Genomic DNA, 21,630 nt, shown 5'->3' with positions numbered 1-21,630 from the left:
GAACGGTTCGGCGGGACCGACACGTTATACCTGGGGTCGGATTGTCGTTCAAGCGGTCAGCATACGGGCAGCGGTGGGCCGGCCACAGCCGGGGTCCGGCGGTCGCCGCGGCGCGAAACGCCGCAGGCCCCGCCGGGAGGGGCGGGGCCTGCGGGGAGTTTCACCGGTCAGGGCGTGATCTTGACGGAGTTCGCGATCTGGTCCATGACCGTCAGCGGCGGGGCCTCCGCCGCCTGGTCCAGGCAGATCTGCAGCACCGGGACGGTGGTCGCGCCGGCCGCCGGGGTGACCTCCAGGACGCCGCAGTAGCTGTCCGGGGTCGAGGAGCCGCTGGACATCGGCACGTGCCACAGGGCGAGGTAGCCGTCCAGGCCCTGGATCTTGACGGCCGACTGCTTCACCGGCTCCGGCGGGCTGGGCGCGTCCGAGCCGTAGCGGGTGTTGTAGAGCAGCTGGCCCATGCCGAGCACGAGGGACTTGGGGTCGGACCAGCCGCCGTTGAACACCCGGAGGTTCTGGACGACGATGCCGCGCGTGCAGGCGCCGTTGCCGTGGCCGACGCAGGCGTACGGGTTGACCGCGTACCGGACGTCGGTCGGGGTCTTGGCGTCGTTCTGGACCTGCCAGTCCTGCGGCACCATGAAGTTCATCTTGCCGTCCTGGCCGGTCACCTGACGCCCACCCGCGAGCGGCTGGCCGCCGGTCAGCGCGGTGCCCATGAAGCCGTTCGGGCTCTTGGGGTCGCCGGCGGTCGCGGGCGCGGTGCTCGCCGAGGCCTTCGGGGAGCCGCCGGTCTTGTGCCCGACGACGTAGCCGGCGCCGGCCATCGCCAGGGACAGCACCACGGCGCCGACGGCCAGCAGGATCCGGTTCTTGCCGCGCTTCGGGTCGACGGTCTCGAAGACCACCGAGGTCGGGATCGGCTGCGGCGCGGACGCGGCGGGACCGGACAGCGGGTTCGGCTGCGGCGCGGGCTGCTGGACCTGCGGCTGGACGGGCTGCGGGGCCGGCGCGGGCCGGGCGGCCGGGCCGGACTGCGGGCCCGACGTGGCGGTCTGGGTCGGCAGGGACGGCATGGTCGGGGTGGGCGGCGCTGCGGCCGGGCCCGGCGCCGGTGAGACGGCCGTCGGGGCCGCCGCGTCCGCGGGGGCGCCCGGGGCGCCTCCGGGCTTGGCCTGAATCTTGTCGGTCCAGGTGGAACCGTCCCACCAGCGCAGCGTGTTGGGCTGGCCGGAAGGGTCGTCATACCAGCCGCTAGGCGCACTCCCCGTCGTCATGCGGCGGATCCTAGCAGTGTCCCTATCGGATGGTCATTTCAAGTCACCGGCCTTCGGTCACCGGCCGCGCACGCTGCCGGAACGCCGTCAGAAGGCCATCGCGTACACCATCAGGTCCATGCCGGGGAAGGGCGCCCAGTCGCGCTCGGGTGCGCGCCGGAACCCGACCCGCTCGTATATGCGGTGGGCGGCCGTCATCCGCGGCTGGGTGGAGAACGCCATCCCGGCCAGTCCGAGTTCGCGGGTGCGGGCCAGGGCGGCGCGCACCAGGGCCTCGCCGACACCCCGCCCGCGGGCGGCCGCCGCGGTGGCGAGCATCCGGATCTCGCCCTCGCCCGGGACGGCGATGTCGGCCCACTCGGTGCCGCCGACCGCGAAGGTCACGCAGCCGAGGACCCCTCCGCCGGCCACGTCGACCGCGACGAGCAGCTCGGCCTCCCGGGCGCGGCGGCCGGCGTCGCGCAGGAGCTCGACGTAGCTGCTGTCGGGCGCGGTGTGGCCGTCGCCGACGAACGCCTCGACGGTGATGCGGCCGGCGTCGGCGAGGTCCTCCTCGCGGGCCGGGCGGATGACGATGTCCATGTGGAAAGTGTGCCGGAGCCGTGCGCGGTCCTGATCCCGGGGGTCGCGCGGACCGCAAGGACGGCCGGGTCCGCCGACGGGCGCAGCGAAGCGGCGGGCATGGTGCCGTACAGGCGGTCGAGGCGTTCCGGGCCGGCCGGGTAGCCGCCGGCGCGGTGCCAGTTGTCGCGGCCGGCGGCGGCGGCGCGGGAGACCTCGCGGCCGATCAGGGTGCCGAGCAGGCCGAACCCGCCGACGGCGCCGGCCAGGGCGATTGCGCTCGCGATCGTTTCGGAGTCCATGGCTCCACCCTGGCCGGACCGTGCGGGTGCCCACGAGTGGCAGGAACGACCGTTTGCCTCGAATTCCTGCCACGCGGCTCTTCCGTCGGCCGAGGTCCGCCGGGCATGCTGATCCGCATGCTCAGGAACGTGGTCGCGGTCGTGCTGGAGGACATCCACCCCTTCGAGCTCGGCGTCGCCTGCGAGGTGTTCGGCCTGGACCGCACCGCCGACAGCCTGCCCGGGTACGACTTCGCGCTGGCCGGCGCCCGTCCGGGCCCGCACCGCACCCACGCCGGCTTCTCGATGGACGTCCCGCACGGCCCGGAGCGGCTGGCCGGCGCCGACCTGGTGATCGTCACCGCCTCCGCGATCCGCCCGCGCTACCCGGAACCGCTGCTGGAGGCGCTGCGGGCGACGGTCGCCGGCGGTGGCCGGGTGCTCTCCATCTGCAGCGGTGCCTTCGTGCTCGGCGCGGCCGGACTGCTGGACGACCGCTGCGCCACCACCCACTGGCGGCACACCGAGGAGCTCGCCGAGCGCTTCCCGAAGACCCGGGTCGAGCCGGACGTCCTCTACGTCGACGACGACCCGGTGATCACCTCGGCCGGGACGGCCGCCGGCATCGACGCCTGCCTGCACCTGGTGCGCAGGCTGCAGGGCGCCGAGGTGGCCCGGGCGATCGCCCGCCGGATGGTGGTGGCCCCGCACCGGGAGGGCGGGCAGGCGCAGTTCGTGAACCGCCCGCTGCCCGAGGGCGACGGCGACTCCCTGGCCCCGCTGCTCGACTGGATGCGCCACCACCTGGACCGGGAGTCCACCGTCGAGCAACTGGCTGCCCGGGTCCACATGTCGCCGCGCACCTTCGCCCGCCGCTTCCAGCAGGAGACCGGGACCACCCCGCACCGCTGGCTCACCGGGCAGCGGGTGCTGCTCGCCCAGCGGCTGCTGGAGTCCACCACCGAATCGGTGGACGCGATCGCCGCCCGCTGCGGCTTCGGCAACGCGGCGGCCCTGCGCCACCACTTCGGGCGCCGGCTCGGGACCACGCCGCTGGCCTACCGGCGCTGCTTCGCCGGGCCGGCCGTCGCCGGGGTCCGGCCGGAGTGACGCGCCGGGCCCTCATCGTCGCCGTCGCCGTCGGTCCGGCACCGTCAGTCCGTCACGGTCAGGTGCCCGGTCTCGTTCCAGTGCGACGGCCGCAGCCGCCCGTCCCAGGCCCGCCACAGGCTGGTGGAACAGTTGTGCACCGGCCCGAGCGTCATCAGCCGCTCCTCGGTGAGCCGGTCCAGCGCGTACCGCAGCATCAGCACGGTGCAGTCGTGCGCCACCAGCAGGACCGGCCGACCGGCCTCCTCCTCGCACATGTCCCGCAGCAGGCTGCGCACCCGCAGCGCGACGTCCGCCCAGGACTCGCCCCCGGGCGGGCGGTAGTACAGCTCGCCCATCTTGCGCCGCCGGGCCGCCTCCTCCGGGTACTTGGCCTCGATGGCGGCCTTCGGCAGCATCTCCAGGACGCCGAGCTCGCGGTCGCGCAGCCGCTCGTCGTGGCGCACCGCGAGCGTGACCGGGACGGCGCCGAGTCCGGCGGCCTGGGCGAGCGCGATCCGGGCGGTCTCGGCGGTGCGCACGTACGGCGAGCACCAGACGCTGCGCGGGCGGTCGGCGCTGGGCAGCGCGGCCCACCAGCGGCCGAGCGCCTGCGCCTGCTGCTGCCCGTGCAGCGACAGCGGGATGTCGGCGTCCCGGCAGCTGATCGGCACGCTGAGCGCGCCGGCCGCCTCGGCCAGCTGGAACTCGACGTTGGCGGTGGACTCGCCGTGCCGGGTCGCGATCAGCACGGACGGCAGCCGCACCGCGGGCGGCTGGCCGTTCGCGGGCTGGCCGTTCGAAGCCTGGCCGTTCGTGGCTTGGCCGTGTGTGGCGACGGACGGACGGGTGGACTGGTGTTGACCGTTGAGGGTGGTGCCGAGTTCTGCCATTGCCGCGAGCTCCCCGTGGTCGATCAGGTGCCGGCCGGTGGTGTCCGGTCCGGTCTGGTGGTGCCCGGCGTGCGCGCCCGCTCATACATATGATCGCGCCGCCTTCTCCCAGTGTTCACGGAGAAGACGGCGCGATCACAGGGCGCGCACGCGGCGAATCAGTGCGCCGCTACGGGCTCCGGCGCGTTCTCCGGCTCGTCGTCGCCGCCGGTCTCGGCGCTGTAGTCGGCCGGCCTCGTCTCGTCCGGGCCGTAGGGCGCCCGGACGGCCCGCAGCACCAGGGTGAGGGCCACGGCGACGACCAGGTTGAGCACGAAGGCGGTCAGGCCGATGTAGCCGTACTGCCCGATCCCGGGGATCTCGGCCGCGTTGCCGCCGAAGTGCTTGGTGGCCGGGCTGGCGATCCCGTACGCCTCCCAGGTGCCGTAGGCCATGCCGGCCGCCCACCCGGCGAACAGCGCCCAGTGGTGGAACCAGCGGGTGAACAGACCGCCGACGATCGCGACGAAGGTCTGCAGGATCCACAGGCCGCCCAGCAGCTGGAGGTTGATCGCGGCCTGCTTGTCCATGCCGAGCACGAAGACCAGCGCGCCGACCTTGACCAGCAGCGAGACCAGCTTCGCCACCCGGGTCTCGTCGGCCGCGGTGGCGGAGGGCTTCAGCCACTCCTTGTAGACGTTGCGGGTGAAGAGGTTCGCCGCCGCGATCGACATGATCGCGGCCGGCACCAGCGCGCCGATGCCGATCGCCGCGAAGGCGACGCCGGTGAACCAGTCCGGGAACATGTCCGCGAACAGCTGCGGCACCGACAGCTGGGCGTTGAACTTCTTGTCGCCCTTGCTGACGTTGGCCGCGATCGCCATGAAGCCGAGCAGCGCGAGCAGGCCCAGCATCAGCGAGTACGCCGGCATGATCGCCATGTTCCGGCGCACCGTGTTGCGGGACTTGGAGGCCAGCACGCCGGTCACCGAGTGCGGGTACATGAACAGCGCCATCGCCGAGCCGAGCGCGAGCGTCGCGTACGTCCACTGCTTGTCGCCGGGGACGGTCAGCGACCCGGCCGCCTTCGGCGCGCTGAACTTCTGGTGCGCCGCCTCGAAGATGTGGCCGTACCCGCCGAGCCGGATCGGGATGTAGATCACCGCGACGATGATCACGATGTAGACCAGTGCGTCCTTGACGAACGCGATCAGGGCCGGCGCCCGCAGCCCGGAGGAGTAGGTGTAGGCCGCGAGCACGCCGAAGGCGATGAACAGCGGCAGGTCCTTGACGAACCAGTTCGCGTTCGCGCCGCCGCCGACGCCCAGCACGTCCAGCACGGCCTGGATGCCGACCAGTTGGAGCGCGATGTACGGCATGGTGGCGAGGATCCCGGTCAGCGCGACGACCAGCGACAGCGGCCGCGAGCCGTACCGCCCGCGCACGAAGTCGGCCGGGGTGACGTACCCGTGCACCCGGGAGACCGACCACAGCCGCGGCAGGAAGAGGAACACCAGCGGGTAGGCGACGATCGTGTACGGCACCGCGAAGAAGCCCGCCGCGCCGGTGGCGTACACCGCCGCGGGGACGGCCACGAAGGTGTAAGCCGTGTAGAGGTCGCCGCCGAGCAGGAACCAGGTGACCCAGGTGCCGAAGCTGCGGCCGCCGAGGCCCCACTCCTCCAGGTGCTGCGCGTTGTCCGCCCGGCGCCAGCGCGAGGCCAGGAAGCCCATCACGGTGACCAGGAGGAAGAACAGCACGAACACGGTCAGGGCCGGGACGTTGACGTCCTTCATCGCGCGCCACCCGCCTTCGCGGCCCGGCGGGCGGTTGCGCGGGCCTTCTCGTCGCGGTTGATCAGCAGGTACGCGGCGACGGTGAACACGGCCGACACCGGCACCCAGAGCAGCTGGTACCAGTAGAAGAACGGCATCCCGCCCACCGCCGGGCCGGTCTTGTCGTAGGAGGACACCCAGAGCATCGCCACGATCGGCACGAGCAGGGCGAGCCCGGCCAGCACCCGCTCGGGCGTCACCACCGGGAGCGGTGCTCCCGGTGGCTCGGGCATGACATGTTCGGTGACATCGGGATCAGACGGCATCTTCGGCTCCGCTCCGCAGGGTCCACCCCGTCGGCGCCGCAGCCCCCGGGACGCCGTGGCACCCCCGGGACCCGCCGAGCAGCACCATCGGTGATCGGCTGTCAGTACGGCTGCGCAATCTAGACCATGGAGTGATCCATGTCACTGGGAATGACAGAACTTCCCGCTATCCGGACGCCGTGCGGGCGCCCCCGCCCGGCGCGCGTTCGCGGATGGGCGTCGGTAAAGACGAAACGGGCACCGGCGTGTGCGCCGGTGCCCGGAATTCGGGAGCGGGGGGAGCGGTCTATTCGGGGCGCTTCAGGCGGGTGATGAACTTGTAGCGGTCGCCGCGGTAGATCGAGCGCACCCACTCGACCGGGTTCCCGTCGCCGTCGAAGGAGTGCCGGGAGAGCTGGAGCATCGGCAGGCCGAGGTCCGAGCCGAGCAGGCCGGCCTCGCGCGGGTTGGCGAGGGTGGTCTCGATGGTCTCCTCGGCCTCGGCGACGGTGACGCCGTACACCTCGCGCAGGGCCGCGTACAGGGAGTTGTGCTTGGCGAGGTTGCGCCGCAGGGCCGGGAAGCGCTTGGCGGACAGGTGGGCGACCTCGATGGCCATCGGGTCGCCGTTGGCCAGCCGCAGGCGCTCGATGCGCAGCACGCGCCCGCCGGGCTTGATGTCCAGCAGCGGGGCGAGCCGGTCGTCGGCGGTGATGTAGCCGATCTCGATCAGCCGCGAGGTGGGCTCCAGGCCCTGGGCCCGCATGTCCTCGGTGTAGGAGGTGAGCTGGAGGGCCTGGGCGACCTTGGGCTTGGCGACGAAGGTGCCCTTGCCCTGGATGCGCTCCAGCCGGCCCTCGACGACCAGCTCCTGGAGGGCCTGGCGGACGGTCGTGCGGGAGGTGTCGAACTGGGCGGCGAGGGCGCGCTCCGGCGGGACCGGGGTGCCCGCGGGCTGGGTCTCGGTGAGCTGGAGCAGGTGGCGCTTGAGGCCGTAGTACTTGGGCACGCGCGCGGTCGGGTCGGTGCCGGCCTGCGCGGCGAGGTTCTTCACCTCGGGGTCGTTGACCTGGGCGCTGGTTCCCCCGTCGCTGCTCATCGGACCTGTTCTCCCGCTTCTCGCGGGGCCTTCACCGGCCCCGCCACATCGTTAACGGGTCACATCGTTGCATGTATGGCTACGGAACGAATACCTCATCACGCGATGAACGATGTGCGGTGTCGGCTTGATAACGGGTGGTCCTGATCGGTCGAACAGCCGTTGACAGGCCCATTGGTCTAGGCCAAGCTCCAGGCATCTGGTCTACACCACTAGACCGGTGACTACGAATCCCCCCACCCGTTCGAAGGGGTCCGCGGCACCTTTCCTCCCGCTATGCGTGGGTAAGCCGCTGCCACCCGACGGGGGCAATCCAGGCATCCCTCAGGAGGATGGCGTGAAGCGTCAGCTCATCGCGGCGGTCGGCGTCGCGGCAATGGTCGTGGGTCTCGCGGCCTGCGGCTCGGACGGCAAGAGTGACGACAGCAAGAGCGGTTCGTCCTCGGCGGCCAAGAACTTCGACGGCAAGACCCTCACCGTGTGGCTGATGGACGGCTCCGCCCCGAAGGGCTGGGAGGACAGCGTCAAGGCCGACTTCACCGCCGCCTACCCGGGCGCCAAGCTCGACATCCAGACCCAGAAGTGGAACGGCATCGGCCAGAAGGTCACCGCCGCGCTCTCCGAGGGCTCGGTCGACGTCCTGGAGATCGGCAACACCCAGACGGCGGGCTACGCGGCCACCGGCGGTCTGCTGGACATCACCAAGGACAAGGCCAACGTCGGCGGCGCCGACTGGGCCGCCAACCTGAACGAGTCCTCGATCCTGGACGGCAAGCAGTACGCCGCCCCGTGGTACTTCACCAACCGCGTGGTGACCTACAACAAGGACATCTGGGGCAAGGCCGGCATCACCACCGCGCCGAAGACCCTCGACGAGTTCTACGCCGACCTGGACAAGGTCAAGACCGTCCAGGGCGTCACCGACCCGCTCTACATGCCCGGCCAGGAGTGGTACGCCTACTTCGGCCTGCTGACCAGCGAGGGCGGCAAGTTCGCCAAGAAGGACGGCGACAAGTGGGCCGGCGGCCTGTCGTCCCCCGAGGCGCAGAAGGCCTTCGAGACCTACAAGAAGCTGCAGAGCTACTCGGCCACCGCTCCGAAGGACAAGGACGAGGCCACCCCGCAGCAGAAGGACGTCTTCGCCAAGGGCAACATCGGCACCATCATCGGCCTCGGCTGGGAGATCCCGAAGCCCGAGGAGCTGGCCGCCGACAAGATCGGCTACTTCCCGCTGCCCGGCAAGACCGCGGACAAGCCCTCCAGCGTCTTCCTCGGCGGCTCGAACCTGGCCATCGCCCAGCAGACCAAGAACCCCGAGCTCGCCAAGGGCTTCCTCAAGATCGCCATGAGCGACAAGAACGAGGGCCTGATGGCCGGCGCCGGCCTCATCCCGAACAAGACCTCGCTCAACAGCCAGGTCGTCGGCGACTTCGCCAAGGCCGCCCTGCCGGCCTCGGCCAACGGTGCGACCACCCCGAACGTGCCGACCTGGAGCAACGTCGAGAACGAGCCGAACCCGATCAAGGACTTCCTGACCGCGGCGCTCACCGGCGACTACGCCGCCGCCGCCAAGAAGGCCGACGACGAGATCGCCAAGCGTCTCAACCAGAAGCAGTAAGGCAGTCGAGCGGCGTCGCTCACCGGCTCCCGGCGGGGGGCCGGTGGGCGGCGCCTGTCCGTCGTGACGGGTTGTCAGGAAGAGAGAACGATGGCTGTGCATTCGCAGCGGGTGCAGACACAGTCCCCGGAACCAGGGAAGACCGCGGTGGCAATGACAGACGAGATCGCCACTTCCGGTGCCGAGCGCACCCCGAAGAAGGGCCGCAGACCGGCGGGCGGGCCGAGCCTGGGTGCCCGGAGCGCGCCGTACCTCCTGCTGCTGCCGGCCATCGCGGCGACCGTCTTCCTGCTGGGATGGCCACTGCTCAAGATCGCGGTGGTGTCGTTCCAGAACCTCAACAAGCGGCAGTTCATCCAGCACCTGACCGAGTGGAACGGCTTCGCCAACTACACCGAGCAGCTCGGCAGTTCCGAGTTCTGGACGATCACGCTGCGCACGGTGGTCTTCACCGCGGTCAACGTCGTCCTCATCATGGTGTTCGGCTCGCTGATCGGCCTGCTGCTCGACCGGCTCGGCAAGCGGATGCGCCTCGCGCTGTCCGTCGCGCTGCTGCTGGCCTGGGCGATGCCGATCGTCGCCGCGACCACCGTCTACACCTGGCTGTTCGACCAGCACTACGGCGTCGTCAACTGGTTCCTGGACAAGCTCGGCTGGCACTCGATGGCCGACTTCAGCTGGACCAGCGGCGAGTACTCGACCTTCTTCGTGGTCATCCTGCTGATCGTCTGGCAGTCGATCCCGTTCGTGGCCTTCAACACCTACGCGGGCCTGACCACGATCCCCAAGGAGCTCTACGAGGCCGCCCGGATGGACGGCGCCGGCTCCTTCAAGGTCTTCGGCTCGGTGATCTTCCCGATCCTGAAGCCGTTCTTCCTGGCCACGACCTTCCTCGAGGTCATCTGGGTCTTCAAGTCCTTCACCCAGGTCTACCTGATCAACAAGGGCGGCCCGGACGGACTCACCCGGACCCTGCCGGTCCACGCCTTCCTGGAGGGCTTCGGCGCCCAGCGCTTCGGCGTCGGATCCGCGATCGCGGTCCTGACCATCCTGATGCTGAGCCTGCTGATGGCCTACTACTTCCGCATCATCCTGAAGCAGGAGGACGAGCTGTGAGGCGCTCGCTCATCGGACGCACCTGGCCGAACGCCGTCGCGTCGGTCCTGTTGGTCTTCTTCCTTTTCCCCGTCTACTGGATGTTCTCGACGTCCTTCAAGCAGGACAAGGACATCGTCAGCCGGGACCCGGTCTTCCTCCCGCTCGACGGGACGCTGGCCCACTTCGACCGCGCGGTGCACGTCGACCACTTCTGGACGTACGTCACCAACAGCCTGATCGTCACGGCCGGCGCCGTGGTCGGCTCGCTGCTGATCGCCACCCTGGCCGCGTTCGCGATCGCGCGGATGAGGTTCCGCGGCCGCAAGGGCTTCGTGCTGGTCGTCATGGCCGCGCAGATGGCGCCCTGGGAGGTCATGATCATCGCGGCCTACCTGATCGTCCGCGACAGCGACCTGCTCAACAACCTGGTGCCGCTGACCGCCTTCTACATGATGATGGTCCTGCCCTTCACGATCTGGACGCTGCGCGGCTTCATCGCCGCCGTGCCGAAGGAGCTGGAGGAGTCGGCCATGGTGGACGGCTGCACCCGCACCCAGGCCTTCGTGAAGGTGATCTTCCCGCTGCTCGCCCCCGGCCTGATGTCGACCTCGCTGTTCGGCTTCATCACCGCCTGGAACGAGTTCCCGCTGGTCAACATCCTGAGCAAGCAGGTCCAGGCGCAGACCCTGCCGCTGTGGCTCTCCTCGTTCCAGACCAACTCCGGCACCGACTGGGGCGCCACGATGGCCGCGTCCACCCTCTTCGCGCTGCCCATCCTCATCCTGTTCGTCTTCCTGCAGCGCAAGGCGGTCAGCGGTCTGACCGACGGCGCAGTGAAGGGCTGAGAAACCGTGAGCATCCTCGTCCCCACCGTCGCCGACAGCGACCAGCTGCACCGCGACGCGCTGACCGTCCTGCAGCCCGGCTTCGTCGGCACCGAGCCGCCGGAGTGGCTGCGCCGCCACCTCGCCGCCGGGCTCGGCTCGGTCGCCCTGTTCGACCGCAACGTGGTCGACCTCGACCAGCTGTCCGCCCTCACCCGGGCGCTGCGGGCGGAGAACCCCGACCTCCTGATCGCCATCGACGAGGAGAGCGGGGACGTCACCCGGCTGGAGGCGGGCTCCGGCTCGTCCTGGCCCGGCAACCTCGCCCTCGGCGCGATCGACGACCCGGCACTGACCCGGGACGTCGCCCGGGAGCTCGGCCGGGCGCTGGCCGCGGCCGGCGTCAACTACAACTGGGCGCCCACCGCGGACGTCAACTCCAACCCGCGCAACCCGGTCATCGGCGTGCGCTCCTTCGGCGCCGACCCGGAGCTGTGCGCCCGGCACACCGCCGCCTGGGTGGAGGGCCTGCAGTCGGCCGGCGTGGCCGCCTGCTCCAAGCACTTCCCCGGCCACGGCGACACCGCCGTCGACTCGCACCACGGCCTGCCGGTCATCGACGTCGACCTGGACGTGCTGCGGGCCCGCGACCTGATCCCGTTCCAGGCGGCCATCGCGGCCGGCACGAAGGCCGTCATGACGGCCCACATCATGATCCCGGCGCTGGACCCGAAGCTGCCGGCCACGCTCAGCCCGACCGTCCTGCGCGACCTGCTCCGCGCGGCCCCGGCCGACGGCGGCCTCGGCTACCAGGGCCTGATCGTCAGCGACGCGATCGAGATGGGCGCCATCGCCGACACCTTCGGCATGGGCGAGGGCACGGTGCTGGCCCTGGCGGCCGGCGCGGACGCGATCTGCGTCGGCGGCGGCCTCGCCGACGAGGAGACCGTGCTGATGCTGCGCGACGCCATCGTGGCGGGCGTGCGGGCCGGGCGCCTCGCCGAGGAGCGGCTCGCGGACGCGGCCGCCCGGGTGCGGGCGCTCGGCAGCTGGGGCCGGATCTCGGCCCAGGGCGAGCGGCCGGAGCCGGACCTGGCGGTGGGCCTGCGGGCCGCCCGCCGGGCGCTGCGGGTGGTGCGGGCGCCGGGCCGCGAGGCACGGCCGGTGACCGAGCGCCCGTTCGTCGCCTCGTTCTCGGACGAGCCGAACATCGCCGTCGGCGACGTCACCCCGTGGGGCGTGGCCGGCATGCTGGCGGACCGCTTCCCCGGCACCCGCACCCGCGAGGTGTCGGCGGCCGAGGCCGCTCCGGAGCTGCTGGACGCGCTGGTCGCCGAGCTGGTGGCCGGCGCGGAGGGCCGCCGCATGGTGCTGGTGGTGCGCGACGCGCACCGGCACGCCTGGATGTCGGCCGTGCTCGGCCGCCTCGTGGCGGCCCGTCCGGACGCCGCCGTGGTCGAGATGGGCCTGCCCCAGTCCGAGCCGGTCGGCGCGCTGCACATCGCCACCCACGGCGCCGCCCGGGTCTGCGGGCTGGCCGCCGTCGAGGTGCTCACCGGCCAGCCGGGAGCGATCGGCTGAACCTTCGCGGGGACGTCACCGGCCGGGCCGGGGGACGTCGGCCGACGGGCCCGTCATGCGCATGCCGCATGGCGGGCCCGCTCCGTTTCTCGGCGCCGTGTCTTCCCAGCGCCGTGTCTTCCCGGCGCCGCGTTCTCCCGGCGCTGTGGCTTCCCGGCGCCGACCGGCGACGGCGCGCACATGACCGTGTTCCCTCAAGAGAGCCTTAAATCCAGCTTAAGTTCTACTTAGGGTGACGAGGGCGCGACTGATCGCCACGGGAATGCTTCGCGGTACAACAGCTCTGCAACGGCCGTGGCGGGAAAGGCATTTGGCCGTTGAAACCACCATTGGTCTAGGCCAGAGTCCACTCCATCCGGTTCGAGATTCGACCTCGCCGGACGTGGTATCGGCCCTCCCCGAAGCTCTACGCCCCTGCCCGGACCCTCCGCTGCGGGCGCCATCACGCTGCCGGCGGGCACCAACGGCTCTAGCACCCTCGGAGGATGGCGTAATGAAGCGTCAGCTCGTGTCGACGTTCGGGATCACGGCCCTGGCGGTCGGTCTGACGGCCTGTTCCTCGGCCGGCGGACCGGCGGGGGACGCCGGCAGCTCCGCCGCCGACCCGAAGAACGCGACCGGCACCGTCACCGTCTGGCTGATGGACGACGCCCAGAAGAACTGGCCCGACCTGGTGCAGCGGGTCAACGACGACTTCGCGGCGAAGTACCCGAAGGTCACCCTGCGGCTCGCCTACCAGGGCTGGGCGGACAAGGTCGGCAAGCTCGACAAGGCGATCGCCGACGGCACCGCACCCGACGTGGTCGAGCTCGGCAACACCGAGACGATGAAGTACGTGCTGTCCGGCGCGCTGTCCCCGGTCGACCGGACCAGCTTCGACAACTCCGACAGCTGGATCAAGGCGCTCGCCAACACCTGCACCTACCAGGACAAGCTCTGGTGCGTGCCCTACTACGCCGGCGCCCGGGTCGCCATCTACAACGCGACCGCCTTCCAGCAGGCCACCGGCAGCGCCGACTTCCCGAAGACCGAGACCGACCTGACGGCCGCGCTCGACAGGATCGCCGACAAGAACAAGGCGGACCGGAACTACTCCCCGCTCTACCTGCCGGGCCCGTACTGGTACGCGGCGATGAGCTACGTGGCCGCGGCCGGCGGCAGCATCGCCAAGTTCGACAGCTCGGGCAACTGGCACGGCACGCTGCACGACGCCAAGTCCCAGCAGGGCATCGCCCACTTCGCCGACCTGGTCCGCAAGTACAACAAGGGCGACCTCTCGGCCAACGAGCAGAACCAGTACGAGTCGATGGCCCGCGGGCGCACCGCGGCGTTCTACGGCAACGGCTACGAGGCGGCCAGCGTCATCGCGCCGGGCACCGGCGACCCGACCCTCAAGGACGCCGTCAAGGTGGCCACCATGCCCGGCCCGGACGGCAAGCCGCTGCCCACCTTCATCGGCGGCTCGGACCTCGCCGTGACCGCGAAGTCCCCGCAGGTCGCGCTGGCCGCCGACTGGATCCGGATGTTCACCGGTACCAAGTCGCAGCAGGCGCTCGCCGACAAGGACATCCTGCCGAACAACCTCACCCAGCTGAACCCGCTCAAGAGCCGGCCCAACACCGCCGCCGCGGCCAACGCGGTGCCGGACGCCTGGTTCACCCCGCTGGCCCCCGGCTGGGGCGCGGTCGAGAAGCAGAAGATCATCCCGGACATGCTGACCGCGATCCTCAAGGGCAAGTCGGTGGACCAGGCCACCAAGGACGCCGACGCGGCGATCGACCAGCTGATCAACAACCCGTCCTGAGGCGTCGGCCGCCCGCCGGCCCGGGGCCGGGGCGAGCAGGCGGGCCGCCGCCCCCGTAGGATTGCGGCAGGAATCACCGCAGCGAGTGTGCGGACTCGCCGCCGTAGAGGTCCCCGCCGGGCAGTCAGGCCCGAGCGGGGTCGAACCACTCATCGGAGGCACATCCAGATGTCCGACACGCAGACTGTTTCCGTCCCCGGCCGGATCATGGCGGCGGAGATGGCCGAGCAGCCGGCCGTCCTCCAGCGCATCCTCGACGAGGGCGCCCCGAAGATCCGCGAGGTCGCGGCCGAGATCGCCGCCCGCAACCCGCGCTTCGTCCTGCTGACCGCGCGCGGCACGTCCGACAACGCGGCGCTGTACGCCAAGTACCTGATCGAGATCCTGCTCGGCAAGCCGGCCGGCCTGACCTCGATGTCCACCACCACCGCCTACGGCGCCACGCCGGACCTCACCGACTGCCTGGTGATCACGGTCAGCCAGTCCGGCGGCTCGCCGGACCTGGTGGCCTCGACCAAGGCCGCCCGCGAGGCCGGCGCGATCACGCTCGCCGTCACCAACAACGCCGCCTCGCCGCTGGCCGAGGTCTCCGAGTTCCACATCGACGTGCTGGCCGGCCCGGAGAAGGCGCTGCCCGCGACCAAGACCTACACCGCCGAGCTGCTGGCGCTGTACCTGCTGGTCGAGGGCCTGCGCGGGGGCGACGGCTCGGCCGCCAAGGAGCTGCCGGCGCTGGCCGCCGGCGTCCTGGCCCGCCAGGCCGAGGTGAAGGCCCTGGCCGAGCGCTACCGCTTCGCCCAGCGCCTGGTCATCACCTCGCGCGGCTACGGCTACCCGACCGCCCGCGAGGCGGCGCTGAAGCTCATGGAGACCACCTACATCCCGGCCTCCCCGTTCTCCGGCGCCGACCTCCTGCACGGCCCGCTGGCCATGGTGGACAACGTCTCGCCGGTCATCGCGATCGTCCCGGACGGCAAGGGCGGCGAGGCCCTGCAGCCGGTGCTGGACCGCCTGCGCGGCCGCGGCGCGGACCTGGTCGTCGTCGGCCAGCAGGCGCAGGTGGACGCCGCCTCGGCGGGCTTCGCGCTGCCGGCCGGCGTGCCCGAGGAGGTGCAGCCGATCCTGGAGATCCTGCCGCTGCAGCTGCTGGCCTACGAGGTCACCATCGCCCGCGGCCAGGACCCGGACGCCCCGCGCGCGCTGGCCAAGGTCACCGAGACGCACTGACGCCCGCCGACAGCAGAACCGGCCCCCGTCCACAGCCTGTGGACGGGGGCCGGTTCTTTGAGCGGCGGGACATGGTCGGGGTTCCCGGGGGCACCGCACCCGGAAAGCACTACGGGCCACGGCGCCGACACGGGACCCTCAACCCATGCGGCACCGCAGCCCGGAGCTGTCGTCGGGCACCGGAGTCGACCGAGAACTGTGCGGGGTCCTCGCTCGGTGGCGTCCGACCGAGGAGCGGCCGCGCGCGGTCAGGGCAGTTGCGCGGTGGGCCTCTCCTTGGTGCCCTTCCATTGTGGACTAGACCAATCTCGGTTGTCCAGGCCGCTCGGCACATTGGTCTAAACAACTCCCCGGGGTCGGCGCGGGGCCGGCGCGGGGCCGGCCGGTCCACTCCCCGGTCCGCCGCGCCCCCGCCCGACCGGCGGCGATACCCTCGCCATGTGCCCTCGCTGAACGAACTCGTCCGTCGCCACACCACCCTGACCGGGGCCGACGTGGACTGGCTCCACAACCTGGTCTCGGAGTGGCAGCTGCTGTCGGACCTCTCCTTCGCCGACCTCGTGCTGTGGATCCCCACCTGGGACGGCATCCGGTACGTCTCGGTGGCCCAGATGCGGCCCAACACCGGCCCGACCTCCTACCAGGACGACATGGTCGGCCACCTCGTCCCGCGCGGCCGCCGCCCGCTGCTGGACGCCGCGTTCGACGAGGGCCGGATCGTGCGCGAGGGCGACCCGGAGTGGCGCGAGGAGGTGCCGGTCCGGGTCGAGTCCATCCCGGTGCGGCGCGAGGGCAAGGTCCTCGGCGTGATCGCCCGCAACACCAACCTGCTGACCGTCCGCACCCCCAGCCGGCTGGAGCTCACCTACCTGCAGAGCGCCTCCGACCTCGCCCAGATGATCGCCGCCGGCAGCTTCCCGTACCCGGGCGTCGAGCAGGTCGACATGGACGCCGCCCCGCGCGTCGGCGACGGCCTGATCCGCCTCGACGCGGACGGCATCGTCACCTACGCGAGCCCCAACGCGCTCTCGGCCTACCACCGCCTCGGCCTCACCACCGACCTGGTCGGCAGCCACCTCGGCCGCGCCACCGCCGACCTCGTCCCGCCGTCGCGCGCGGCCGTGCACGAGGCGCTGGTGAAGCTGGCGAGCGGGTGGGCGCCGCGGCAGACCGAGATCGAGGTGCAGGGGGGAGTGGTGACCCTGCGGGCGATCCCGCTCAAGCCCAAGGGGACGCTGACCGGTTCGCTCGTGCTCTGCCGGGACGTCACCGAACTGCGGCGCCGCGACCGCGAGCTGATGACCAAGGACGCGACCATCCGGGAGATCCACCACCGGGTGAAGAACAACCTGCAGACCGTCGCGGCCCTGCTGCGGCTGCAGTCGCGCCGGATGGAGTCGGAGGCCGGCCGGGCCGCGCTGGACGAGGCGGTGCGCCGGGTCGGCTCGATCGCGATCGTGCACGAGACGCTCTCCCAGGCGCTCGACGAGCAGGTGGCCTTCGACGAGATCGCCGACCGGGTGCTCGCGATGGTGATGGAGCTGTCCCAGGACGGCCGGGTGGAGACCCGCCGCACCGGCAGCTTCGGCATCCTGTCCGCCGAGGTGGCCACCCCGCTGTCGATGGTGCTGACCGAACTGCTGCAGAACGCGCTGGAGCACGCCTTCGGTCCGAGCGCCTCCGGCCACCTGGAGGTCAGCGCGCTGCGCGGCCGGGCTCCGGCCACCGGCATGGGCTGGTCGGACAGCTGGAACGGCGGCGCCCGACCGGAGGAGTACCTGCTGATCACCGTGCAGGACGACGGCCGGGGCGTGCCCGAGGGCTTCGACCCCCAGACGGCGGGCAACCTCGGCCTGCAGATCGTGCGCACGCTCGCCACCGGCGAGCTGGGCGGCACGTTCGACATGGTGGCCGGGCCGAACGGCGGCACCAAGGTGATCCTGGAGATCCCGGTGCGCTGACCCGATCCGCCGACCCGATGGGTCGATGCGTTGTGGTGCGCGTCGGGGCGTGCGCCCGGCCGAAGCGCCGGGTGTGCACTCCGCGCGCCCCGGTGGCAGCTGGCAACCGGGCGCGGAAACAGAAACGAGGCCCTGTCGACCGGGGGGGGTGGGTCGACAGGGCCTCTCAACCCGTTCCGGCCGTCGGGGGGAGTCGGCCGGAACGGGGGCTCTGGGTGATGCGACACCGCTCGGTGCGTTGCACACGGTGAGCGCCTCAGCTCCACAATATTGCTCTAAGTGAACAGTATCAAGTGGCTGGACGGACCGGTGTCGCAGGACTTTGCCGAGCAAGGTCCTTTGTGCGGAAGGCTTCACCAGGAACTGCAGGGAAGCCTTTGATCATGTGTTGATCGGTACTGCGGTCACTGCTGGTACTACGGCGTGTGATCAGGCGGTGCGGGCGCGGTTGCGGGCGGCACGACGCTTCATCGCGCGACGCTCGTCCTCGCTCATGCCGCCCCAGACGCCGGCGTCCTGGCCGGTCTCAAGAGCCCACTGCAGACACTGCTCCATGACCGGACAGCGGCGGCACACGGCCTTGGCTTCCTCGATCTGCAGCAGAGCAGGACCGGTGTTCCCGATCGGGAAGAACAGCTCCGGGTCCTCTTCGCGGCAGACAGCGCGGTGGCGCCAGTCCATGGTCGTCCAACTCCTCCTGCCGACGGGGGTGGCCCTGATCGGCATAATCGATGGCTTGTGAATGTGAACGCTTTCACGAATCCCGCAACAGCAAAAGAGACCAAAGGCCCGCCGGGCCCGGGTGGTCTGTGCTGGGGAGGGATTCGGCGATTCGAGGGACGCCCCGCGGTCGGCCTCCGTCAGGTGCTGAGGTTGCCGTCGCTGCGATGTGTCCCGATCGCCATGTAGAGGTTCGCAAACCTCGGGCTCGGATACAACCCCCTTCGGGGAGGAATTTTTGATTCTTCGGTGTCGCCTAGCTCACAGCCAGTACTTCTATGGAGTGAAGGGGGCTTGTGCGTTCGAGAAGAAGGGCGAACCCCACTTCCGGTCACACAATCACACGCAGTGCCCGCCGTACGCCTGTGAAACTGACGCGACTCCTGTCTCCAAGATGGTCCCCGTCGACCTGAAACGGCACTGGTTCCTCTGAAACCAAGGTGAAGTGTCTGACGTCGTGATAGGAGACGACGTGCTTCCCGGAGGGCCCGGCCGACGGGGCGCCGTCGCTCGAAGGCGCGTACGACCGCAGGATCTGACGGACCGTTCGAGCAGTACCGAACGCGGTCATCCGGGTGATGCCGAAGACGTCGAGATCCGTGTCGAAGGAGGCGAGCGGCGAGGGGTAGACCGGGCGGTTGCCCAGGAACGTCCACGGCGACGTGTTGCTGACTATCGCCAGCACCAGGCCCGGAACGGCCTCGTGGCCCGGCAGGCGAAGGGCCACCGGGCCGGAACGGCGCTGCTCACGCTGGGTGATGTAGTGCCGGACCGCCTGGCCGATGTAGAGGGCGTGGGTGGACTTGCGCCCGGCCCTGCGCTGCTCCTCGACCCGGCCGACCACCCCGGCGTCGAAACCGAGGCCGGCGGTGAAGGTGAACCAGCGGTCCGGCAGTCCGCCGGTCATCGCCTTGCCCAGGCCGATCGGGCGCTCGCGCCCGTGCTCCAGCGCGTTCAGCAGCGCCCCGGTGGCCTCCACCGGATCGTTGGGCAGGCCCAGCGCGCGGGCGAACACGTTGGTCGAACCGCCCGGCACCACGGCCAGTCGCGGGACCTTCTCGCCCGGGCCGTGCGACAGCAGCCCGTTCACCACCTCGTTGACGGTCCCGTCGCCGCCCAGTGCCACCACCAGGTCGACCGTGCCGTCCTCCGCGGCCTCGCGGGCCAGGTCGCGCGCGTGGCCGCGGTAGGCGGTCTCCGCCACCTCCAGCTTGAGGTCGCTGCGCAGGGCGTGGATCAGTACGTCCCTGGTGCGGCCACTGGTGGTGGTGGCCTTTTGGTTCACGACCAGGAGAGCGCGCATGGGGAAAGCCTACGGGTCGGTACGGACCAACCGGCGGCTACCCTGCTGGAGTGACCGCAGAATCCTCCGCCCCCGTACCCCCGGCGTCCGCGCCCGCGGCCGGCCGGGCCCGCCCGGTCGCCCTGACCGCCGGTGCCGCCATCACCGCCCTGGAGGGCGCCGCGCTGGCCGTCGTCGGCGTCTCGGACATGGTGTCCGCGCTGTCCGGCCAGGCCAAGCAGCTCGCCCTGAACGAGTTCGGCGGCGCGGTCATCGTGCTGCTCGGCGTGCTGCCGGTGCTGGCGGCCCTGGCCCTGCTCAAGGGGCGCCGCTGGGGCCGCAGTCCGGCGGTGCTGACCAACTCGATCTGCCTGCCGGTCGCCTACTACATGGTGAAGAGCGGCGGCGCGATGATCGGCGTCGGCGTGCTGGTCGGCCTGCTCGGGCTCGCGGGCATCGTCGCGCTGCTGAGCCCGAAGACGACGGCGGTCCTGTACGCCGAGCACGAGGGCTGAGCGCGCAGGACCGCCGGACGGCCGGCCGCTCGCCGAGCGGCCGGCCGTTCTACTCCTCGACCAGGAGCTTCTCCCGGAGCTGGGCCAGCGTGCGGGCCAGCAGCCGGGACACGTGCATCTGGGAGATCCCCACCTCGGCGGCGATCTGCGACTGGGTCATGTTGCGGAAGAACCGCAGCACCAGGATCTTCTGTTCCCTGGGCGGCAGTTGGGCGAGCAGCGGCTTGAGCGACTCGCGGTACTCGACGCCCTCCAGGGCCTCGTCGGTGGCGCCCAGGGTGTCCGCCACGGCCGGCGACTCGTCGTCGCTGTCCGGGACGTCCAGCGACAGCGTGGAGTACGCGTTGGCGGACTCCAGGCCCTCCAGGACGTCCTCCTCCGAGATGCCCAGGTGCTCGGCCAGTTCGTGCACCGTGGGGGAGCGGCCGTGCCGCTGGGAGAGCTCGCTGGTCGCCGTGGTGAGCGACAGCCGCAGCTCCTGGAGCCGGCGCGGCACCCGGACCGCCCAGCCCTTGTCGCGGAAGTGGCGCTTGATCTCGCCGACGATGGTCGGCGTCGCGTAGGTCGAGAACTCGACCCCGCGCTCGTGGTCGAAGCGGTCCACCGACTTGATCAGCCCGATGGTGGCGACCTGGGTCAGGTCGTCCAGCGGCTCGCCGCGGTTGCGGAAGCGCCGGGCCAGGTGTTCGACCAGCGGGATGTGCATGCGCACCAGCTGGTTGCGCAGCTCGACGCGCTCCGGGGAGCCCTCGGGCAGCGCGGACAGCCGCACGAACAGCGCCCGGGCGGCCTCCCGGTCGGGCGCCCCGGTGCGGTGCGAGCCCTGGGCGGGCACGGCGCCGTGCAGGTCCGCGGCCCCGTCCGCCGCCGGCTCGGGCGGGGTCGGGGAGGCGGGCGTCGGCTCAGACGTCGGCTCGGTCGGCTGGCTCATCCGGTGGGCGTCCTTCGGGTGCGCTTCGTCGTTGGCGGCGAGGCCGGGAACGCTCGCCTGGGTCGGTACGGCAGGGCCCGCCGTCGCGAGGCCGGTACGGTCCAGATCACTCACGGCCATTCCCCCGTTCCGTTCCGGGAGCACCGGGGCCGTCGGCCCCGGATTCGTCTCTGTGGTCGTACCGCGTGGTGGGCGGTACCGGGCGCCGCCGGGCCGGCCCCGGGTAGGGGTGCCGGCCGACGGCCCTTGCGCGCGGTGCTGCCGGCGGCGCTGCCGGCGAGGCCGGCTAGTGGGCGGCGGAACCGCCGCGCTTCTTGTGCAGGCTGATCGAGACGGTGTTGTCCTCGCCCACCGAGGAGTCCACCTCGCCGGCCAGGGCGGAGAGGACCGTCCAGGCGAAGGTGTCCCGCTCGGGTGCCTTGCCGTCGGTGGTCGGTGCGGCGACGGTCACCTTGAGCGAGTCGCCGACCAGGCGGAACTCGCAGGAGAGGACGGAACCGGGCACCGCCTGCTGGAGCAGGATGGCGCAGGCCTCGTCCACCGCGATCCGCAGGTCCTCGATCTCGTCCAGCGTGAAGTCGAGCCGGGCGGCCAGCCCGGCCGTCGCGGTGCGCAACACGGAGAGGTAGGCCCCCGCCGCGGGCAGCCGGACCTCCACGAAGTCCTGAACTCCGAGATCGCTGTCGATCTGGGACACCCTTGCCTCCTGGGTGACGCGCTGTGCTTGCTTGGTACCTCTGGTGGTACCCCTGTTCGCACCCCGTTTGTACCCCCTCCGGGGGGTCTGCCGCGATACCGGTGCGGGAGTTA

General features: G+C 71.3%; 19 protein-coding genes. 9 read left to right on the top strand and 10 right to left on the bottom strand.

The annotated features are described in order from the left end of the window. Window positions 1-167: 167 nt before the first annotated feature. Both ACFXDE_RS22060 and ACFXDE_RS22055 read right to left on the bottom strand, forming a co-directional pair. Window positions 168-1,277, bottom strand: a complete 1,110-nt coding sequence (locus ACFXDE_RS22060; RefSeq protein ID WP_380496545.1) for a DUF2510 domain-containing protein — start codon at window positions 1,275-1,277, stop codon at window positions 168-170. Window positions 1,278-1,364: 87 nt separating this feature from the next. Beyond that, window positions 1,365-1,859 carry a GNAT family N-acetyltransferase gene (locus ACFXDE_RS22055; RefSeq protein WP_380438519.1) on the bottom strand — a complete coding sequence of 165 codons (495 nt, stop codon included), beginning with the start codon at window positions 1,857-1,859 and terminating at the stop codon, window positions 1,365-1,367. 398 nt (window positions 1,860-2,257) lie between these two features. Between ACFXDE_RS22055 and ACFXDE_RS22050 the strand changes: the two genes are divergently transcribed. Then, window positions 2,258-3,229, top strand: a complete 972-nt coding sequence (locus ACFXDE_RS22050) for a helix-turn-helix domain-containing protein (protein WP_380496544.1) — start codon at window positions 2,258-2,260, stop codon at window positions 3,227-3,229. A gap of 44 nt (window positions 3,230-3,273) precedes the next feature. Here the strand turns inward: ACFXDE_RS22050 and ACFXDE_RS22045 are convergent, their stop codons facing one another. The 4 genes from ACFXDE_RS22045 to ACFXDE_RS22030 all read right to left on the bottom strand — a co-directional run bounded on the left by ACFXDE_RS22045 (window position 3,274) and on the right by ACFXDE_RS22030 (window position 7,259). Further along, complete coding sequence (locus ACFXDE_RS22045; RefSeq protein WP_380496543.1) at window positions 3,274-4,101, bottom strand: histidine phosphatase family protein; 828 nt, start codon at window positions 4,099-4,101, stop codon at window positions 3,274-3,276. A gap of 158 nt (window positions 4,102-4,259) precedes the next feature. Beyond that, window positions 4,260-5,876: a monocarboxylate uptake permease MctP gene (gene mctP / locus ACFXDE_RS22040; protein WP_380438524.1), complete on the bottom strand. Its 1,617-nt coding sequence runs from the start codon at window positions 5,874-5,876 to the stop codon at window positions 4,260-4,262. After that, window positions 5,873-6,148 (bottom strand): DUF3311 domain-containing protein, encoded by a 276-nt coding sequence (locus ACFXDE_RS22035; RefSeq protein ID WP_380438526.1) that lies wholly within the window; start codon window positions 6,146-6,148, stop codon window positions 5,873-5,875. Before ACFXDE_RS22035 ends, mctP begins: the two co-directional genes overlap by 4 nt. 319 nt (window positions 6,149-6,467) lie before the next feature. Continuing rightward, on the bottom strand, window positions 6,468-7,259 hold the full coding sequence (locus ACFXDE_RS22030) for a GntR family transcriptional regulator (RefSeq protein WP_380438528.1): 792 nt from the start codon (window positions 7,257-7,259) through the stop codon (window positions 6,468-6,470). Window positions 7,260-7,596: 337 nt separating this feature from the next. On the opposite strand from ACFXDE_RS22030, the gene ACFXDE_RS22025 reads away from it, so the two are divergent. The 7 genes from ACFXDE_RS22025 (at window position 7,597) to ACFXDE_RS21995 (ending at window position 17,372) form a co-directional block, all read left to right on the top strand. Beyond that, complete coding sequence (locus ACFXDE_RS22025) at window positions 7,597-8,877, top strand: extracellular solute-binding protein (RefSeq protein WP_380438530.1); 1,281 nt, start codon at window positions 7,597-7,599, stop codon at window positions 8,875-8,877. A 153-nt stretch (window positions 8,878-9,030) separates the two neighbouring features. After that, window positions 9,031-9,993, top strand: coding sequence for a carbohydrate ABC transporter permease (locus ACFXDE_RS22020; RefSeq protein ID WP_380496572.1), 963 nt, complete (start codon window positions 9,031-9,033; stop codon window positions 9,991-9,993). After that, window positions 9,990-10,820 (top strand): carbohydrate ABC transporter permease, encoded by an 831-nt coding sequence (locus tag ACFXDE_RS22015; RefSeq protein WP_380438532.1) that lies wholly within the window; start codon window positions 9,990-9,992, stop codon window positions 10,818-10,820. Before ACFXDE_RS22020 ends, ACFXDE_RS22015 begins: the two co-directional genes overlap by 4 nt. 6 nt (window positions 10,821-10,826) lie before the next feature. Then, a complete protein-coding gene (locus ACFXDE_RS22010; RefSeq protein ID WP_380438534.1) occupies window positions 10,827-12,380 on the top strand; it encodes a glycoside hydrolase family 3 protein in 1,554 nt (517 codons plus the stop codon). A 493-nt stretch (window positions 12,381-12,873) separates the two neighbouring features. Then, a complete protein-coding gene (locus tag ACFXDE_RS22005; RefSeq protein WP_380496542.1) occupies window positions 12,874-14,184 on the top strand; it encodes an extracellular solute-binding protein in 1,311 nt (436 codons plus the stop codon). Window positions 14,185-14,352: 168 nt separating this feature from the next. Next, window positions 14,353-15,411 carry an SIS domain-containing protein gene (locus tag ACFXDE_RS22000; protein WP_380438538.1) on the top strand — a complete coding sequence of 353 codons (1,059 nt, stop codon included), beginning with the start codon at window positions 14,353-14,355 and terminating at the stop codon, window positions 15,409-15,411. A gap of 440 nt (window positions 15,412-15,851) precedes the next feature. After that, entirely contained in the window at window positions 15,852-17,372 is a 1,521-nt protein-coding gene (locus ACFXDE_RS21995; protein ID WP_380438540.1) for a sensor histidine kinase, read from the top strand. A gap of 429 nt (window positions 17,373-17,801) precedes the next feature. Here the strand turns inward: ACFXDE_RS21995 and ACFXDE_RS21990 are convergent, their stop codons facing one another. Next, window positions 17,802-18,053, bottom strand: a complete 252-nt coding sequence (locus ACFXDE_RS21990; protein ID WP_014138019.1) for a WhiB family transcriptional regulator — start codon at window positions 18,051-18,053, stop codon at window positions 17,802-17,804. 370 nt (window positions 18,054-18,423) lie between these two features. Further along, window positions 18,424-19,395 (bottom strand): diacylglycerol/lipid kinase family protein, encoded by a 972-nt coding sequence (locus ACFXDE_RS21985; protein ID WP_380438542.1) that lies wholly within the window; start codon window positions 19,393-19,395, stop codon window positions 18,424-18,426. Between the two features lie 50 nt (window positions 19,396-19,445). Between ACFXDE_RS21985 and ACFXDE_RS21980 the strand changes: the two genes are divergently transcribed. Next, complete coding sequence (locus ACFXDE_RS21980) at window positions 19,446-19,889, top strand: hypothetical protein (protein ID WP_380438544.1); 444 nt, start codon at window positions 19,446-19,448, stop codon at window positions 19,887-19,889. Window positions 19,890-19,938: 49 nt separating this feature from the next. On the opposite strand, the gene ACFXDE_RS21975 is transcribed toward ACFXDE_RS21980, so the two are convergent. Continuing rightward, on the bottom strand, window positions 19,939-20,940 hold the full coding sequence (locus tag ACFXDE_RS21975) for an RNA polymerase sigma factor SigF (protein WP_380496541.1): 1,002 nt from the start codon (window positions 20,938-20,940) through the stop codon (window positions 19,939-19,941). Window positions 20,941-21,106: 166 nt separating this feature from the next. Beyond that, window positions 21,107-21,517 carry an anti-sigma regulatory factor gene (locus tag ACFXDE_RS21970; protein WP_270144190.1) on the bottom strand — a complete coding sequence of 137 codons (411 nt, stop codon included), beginning with the start codon at window positions 21,515-21,517 and terminating at the stop codon, window positions 21,107-21,109. Between the last annotated feature and the right edge of the window lie 113 nt (window positions 21,518-21,630).

It is taken from the genome of Kitasatospora sp. NPDC059408, assembly GCF_042751525.1.
Taxonomy (GTDB): Bacteria; Actinomycetota; Actinomycetes; order Streptomycetales; family Streptomycetaceae; genus Kitasatospora.
This window is presented reverse-complemented; position numbering and strand designations above follow the sequence as displayed.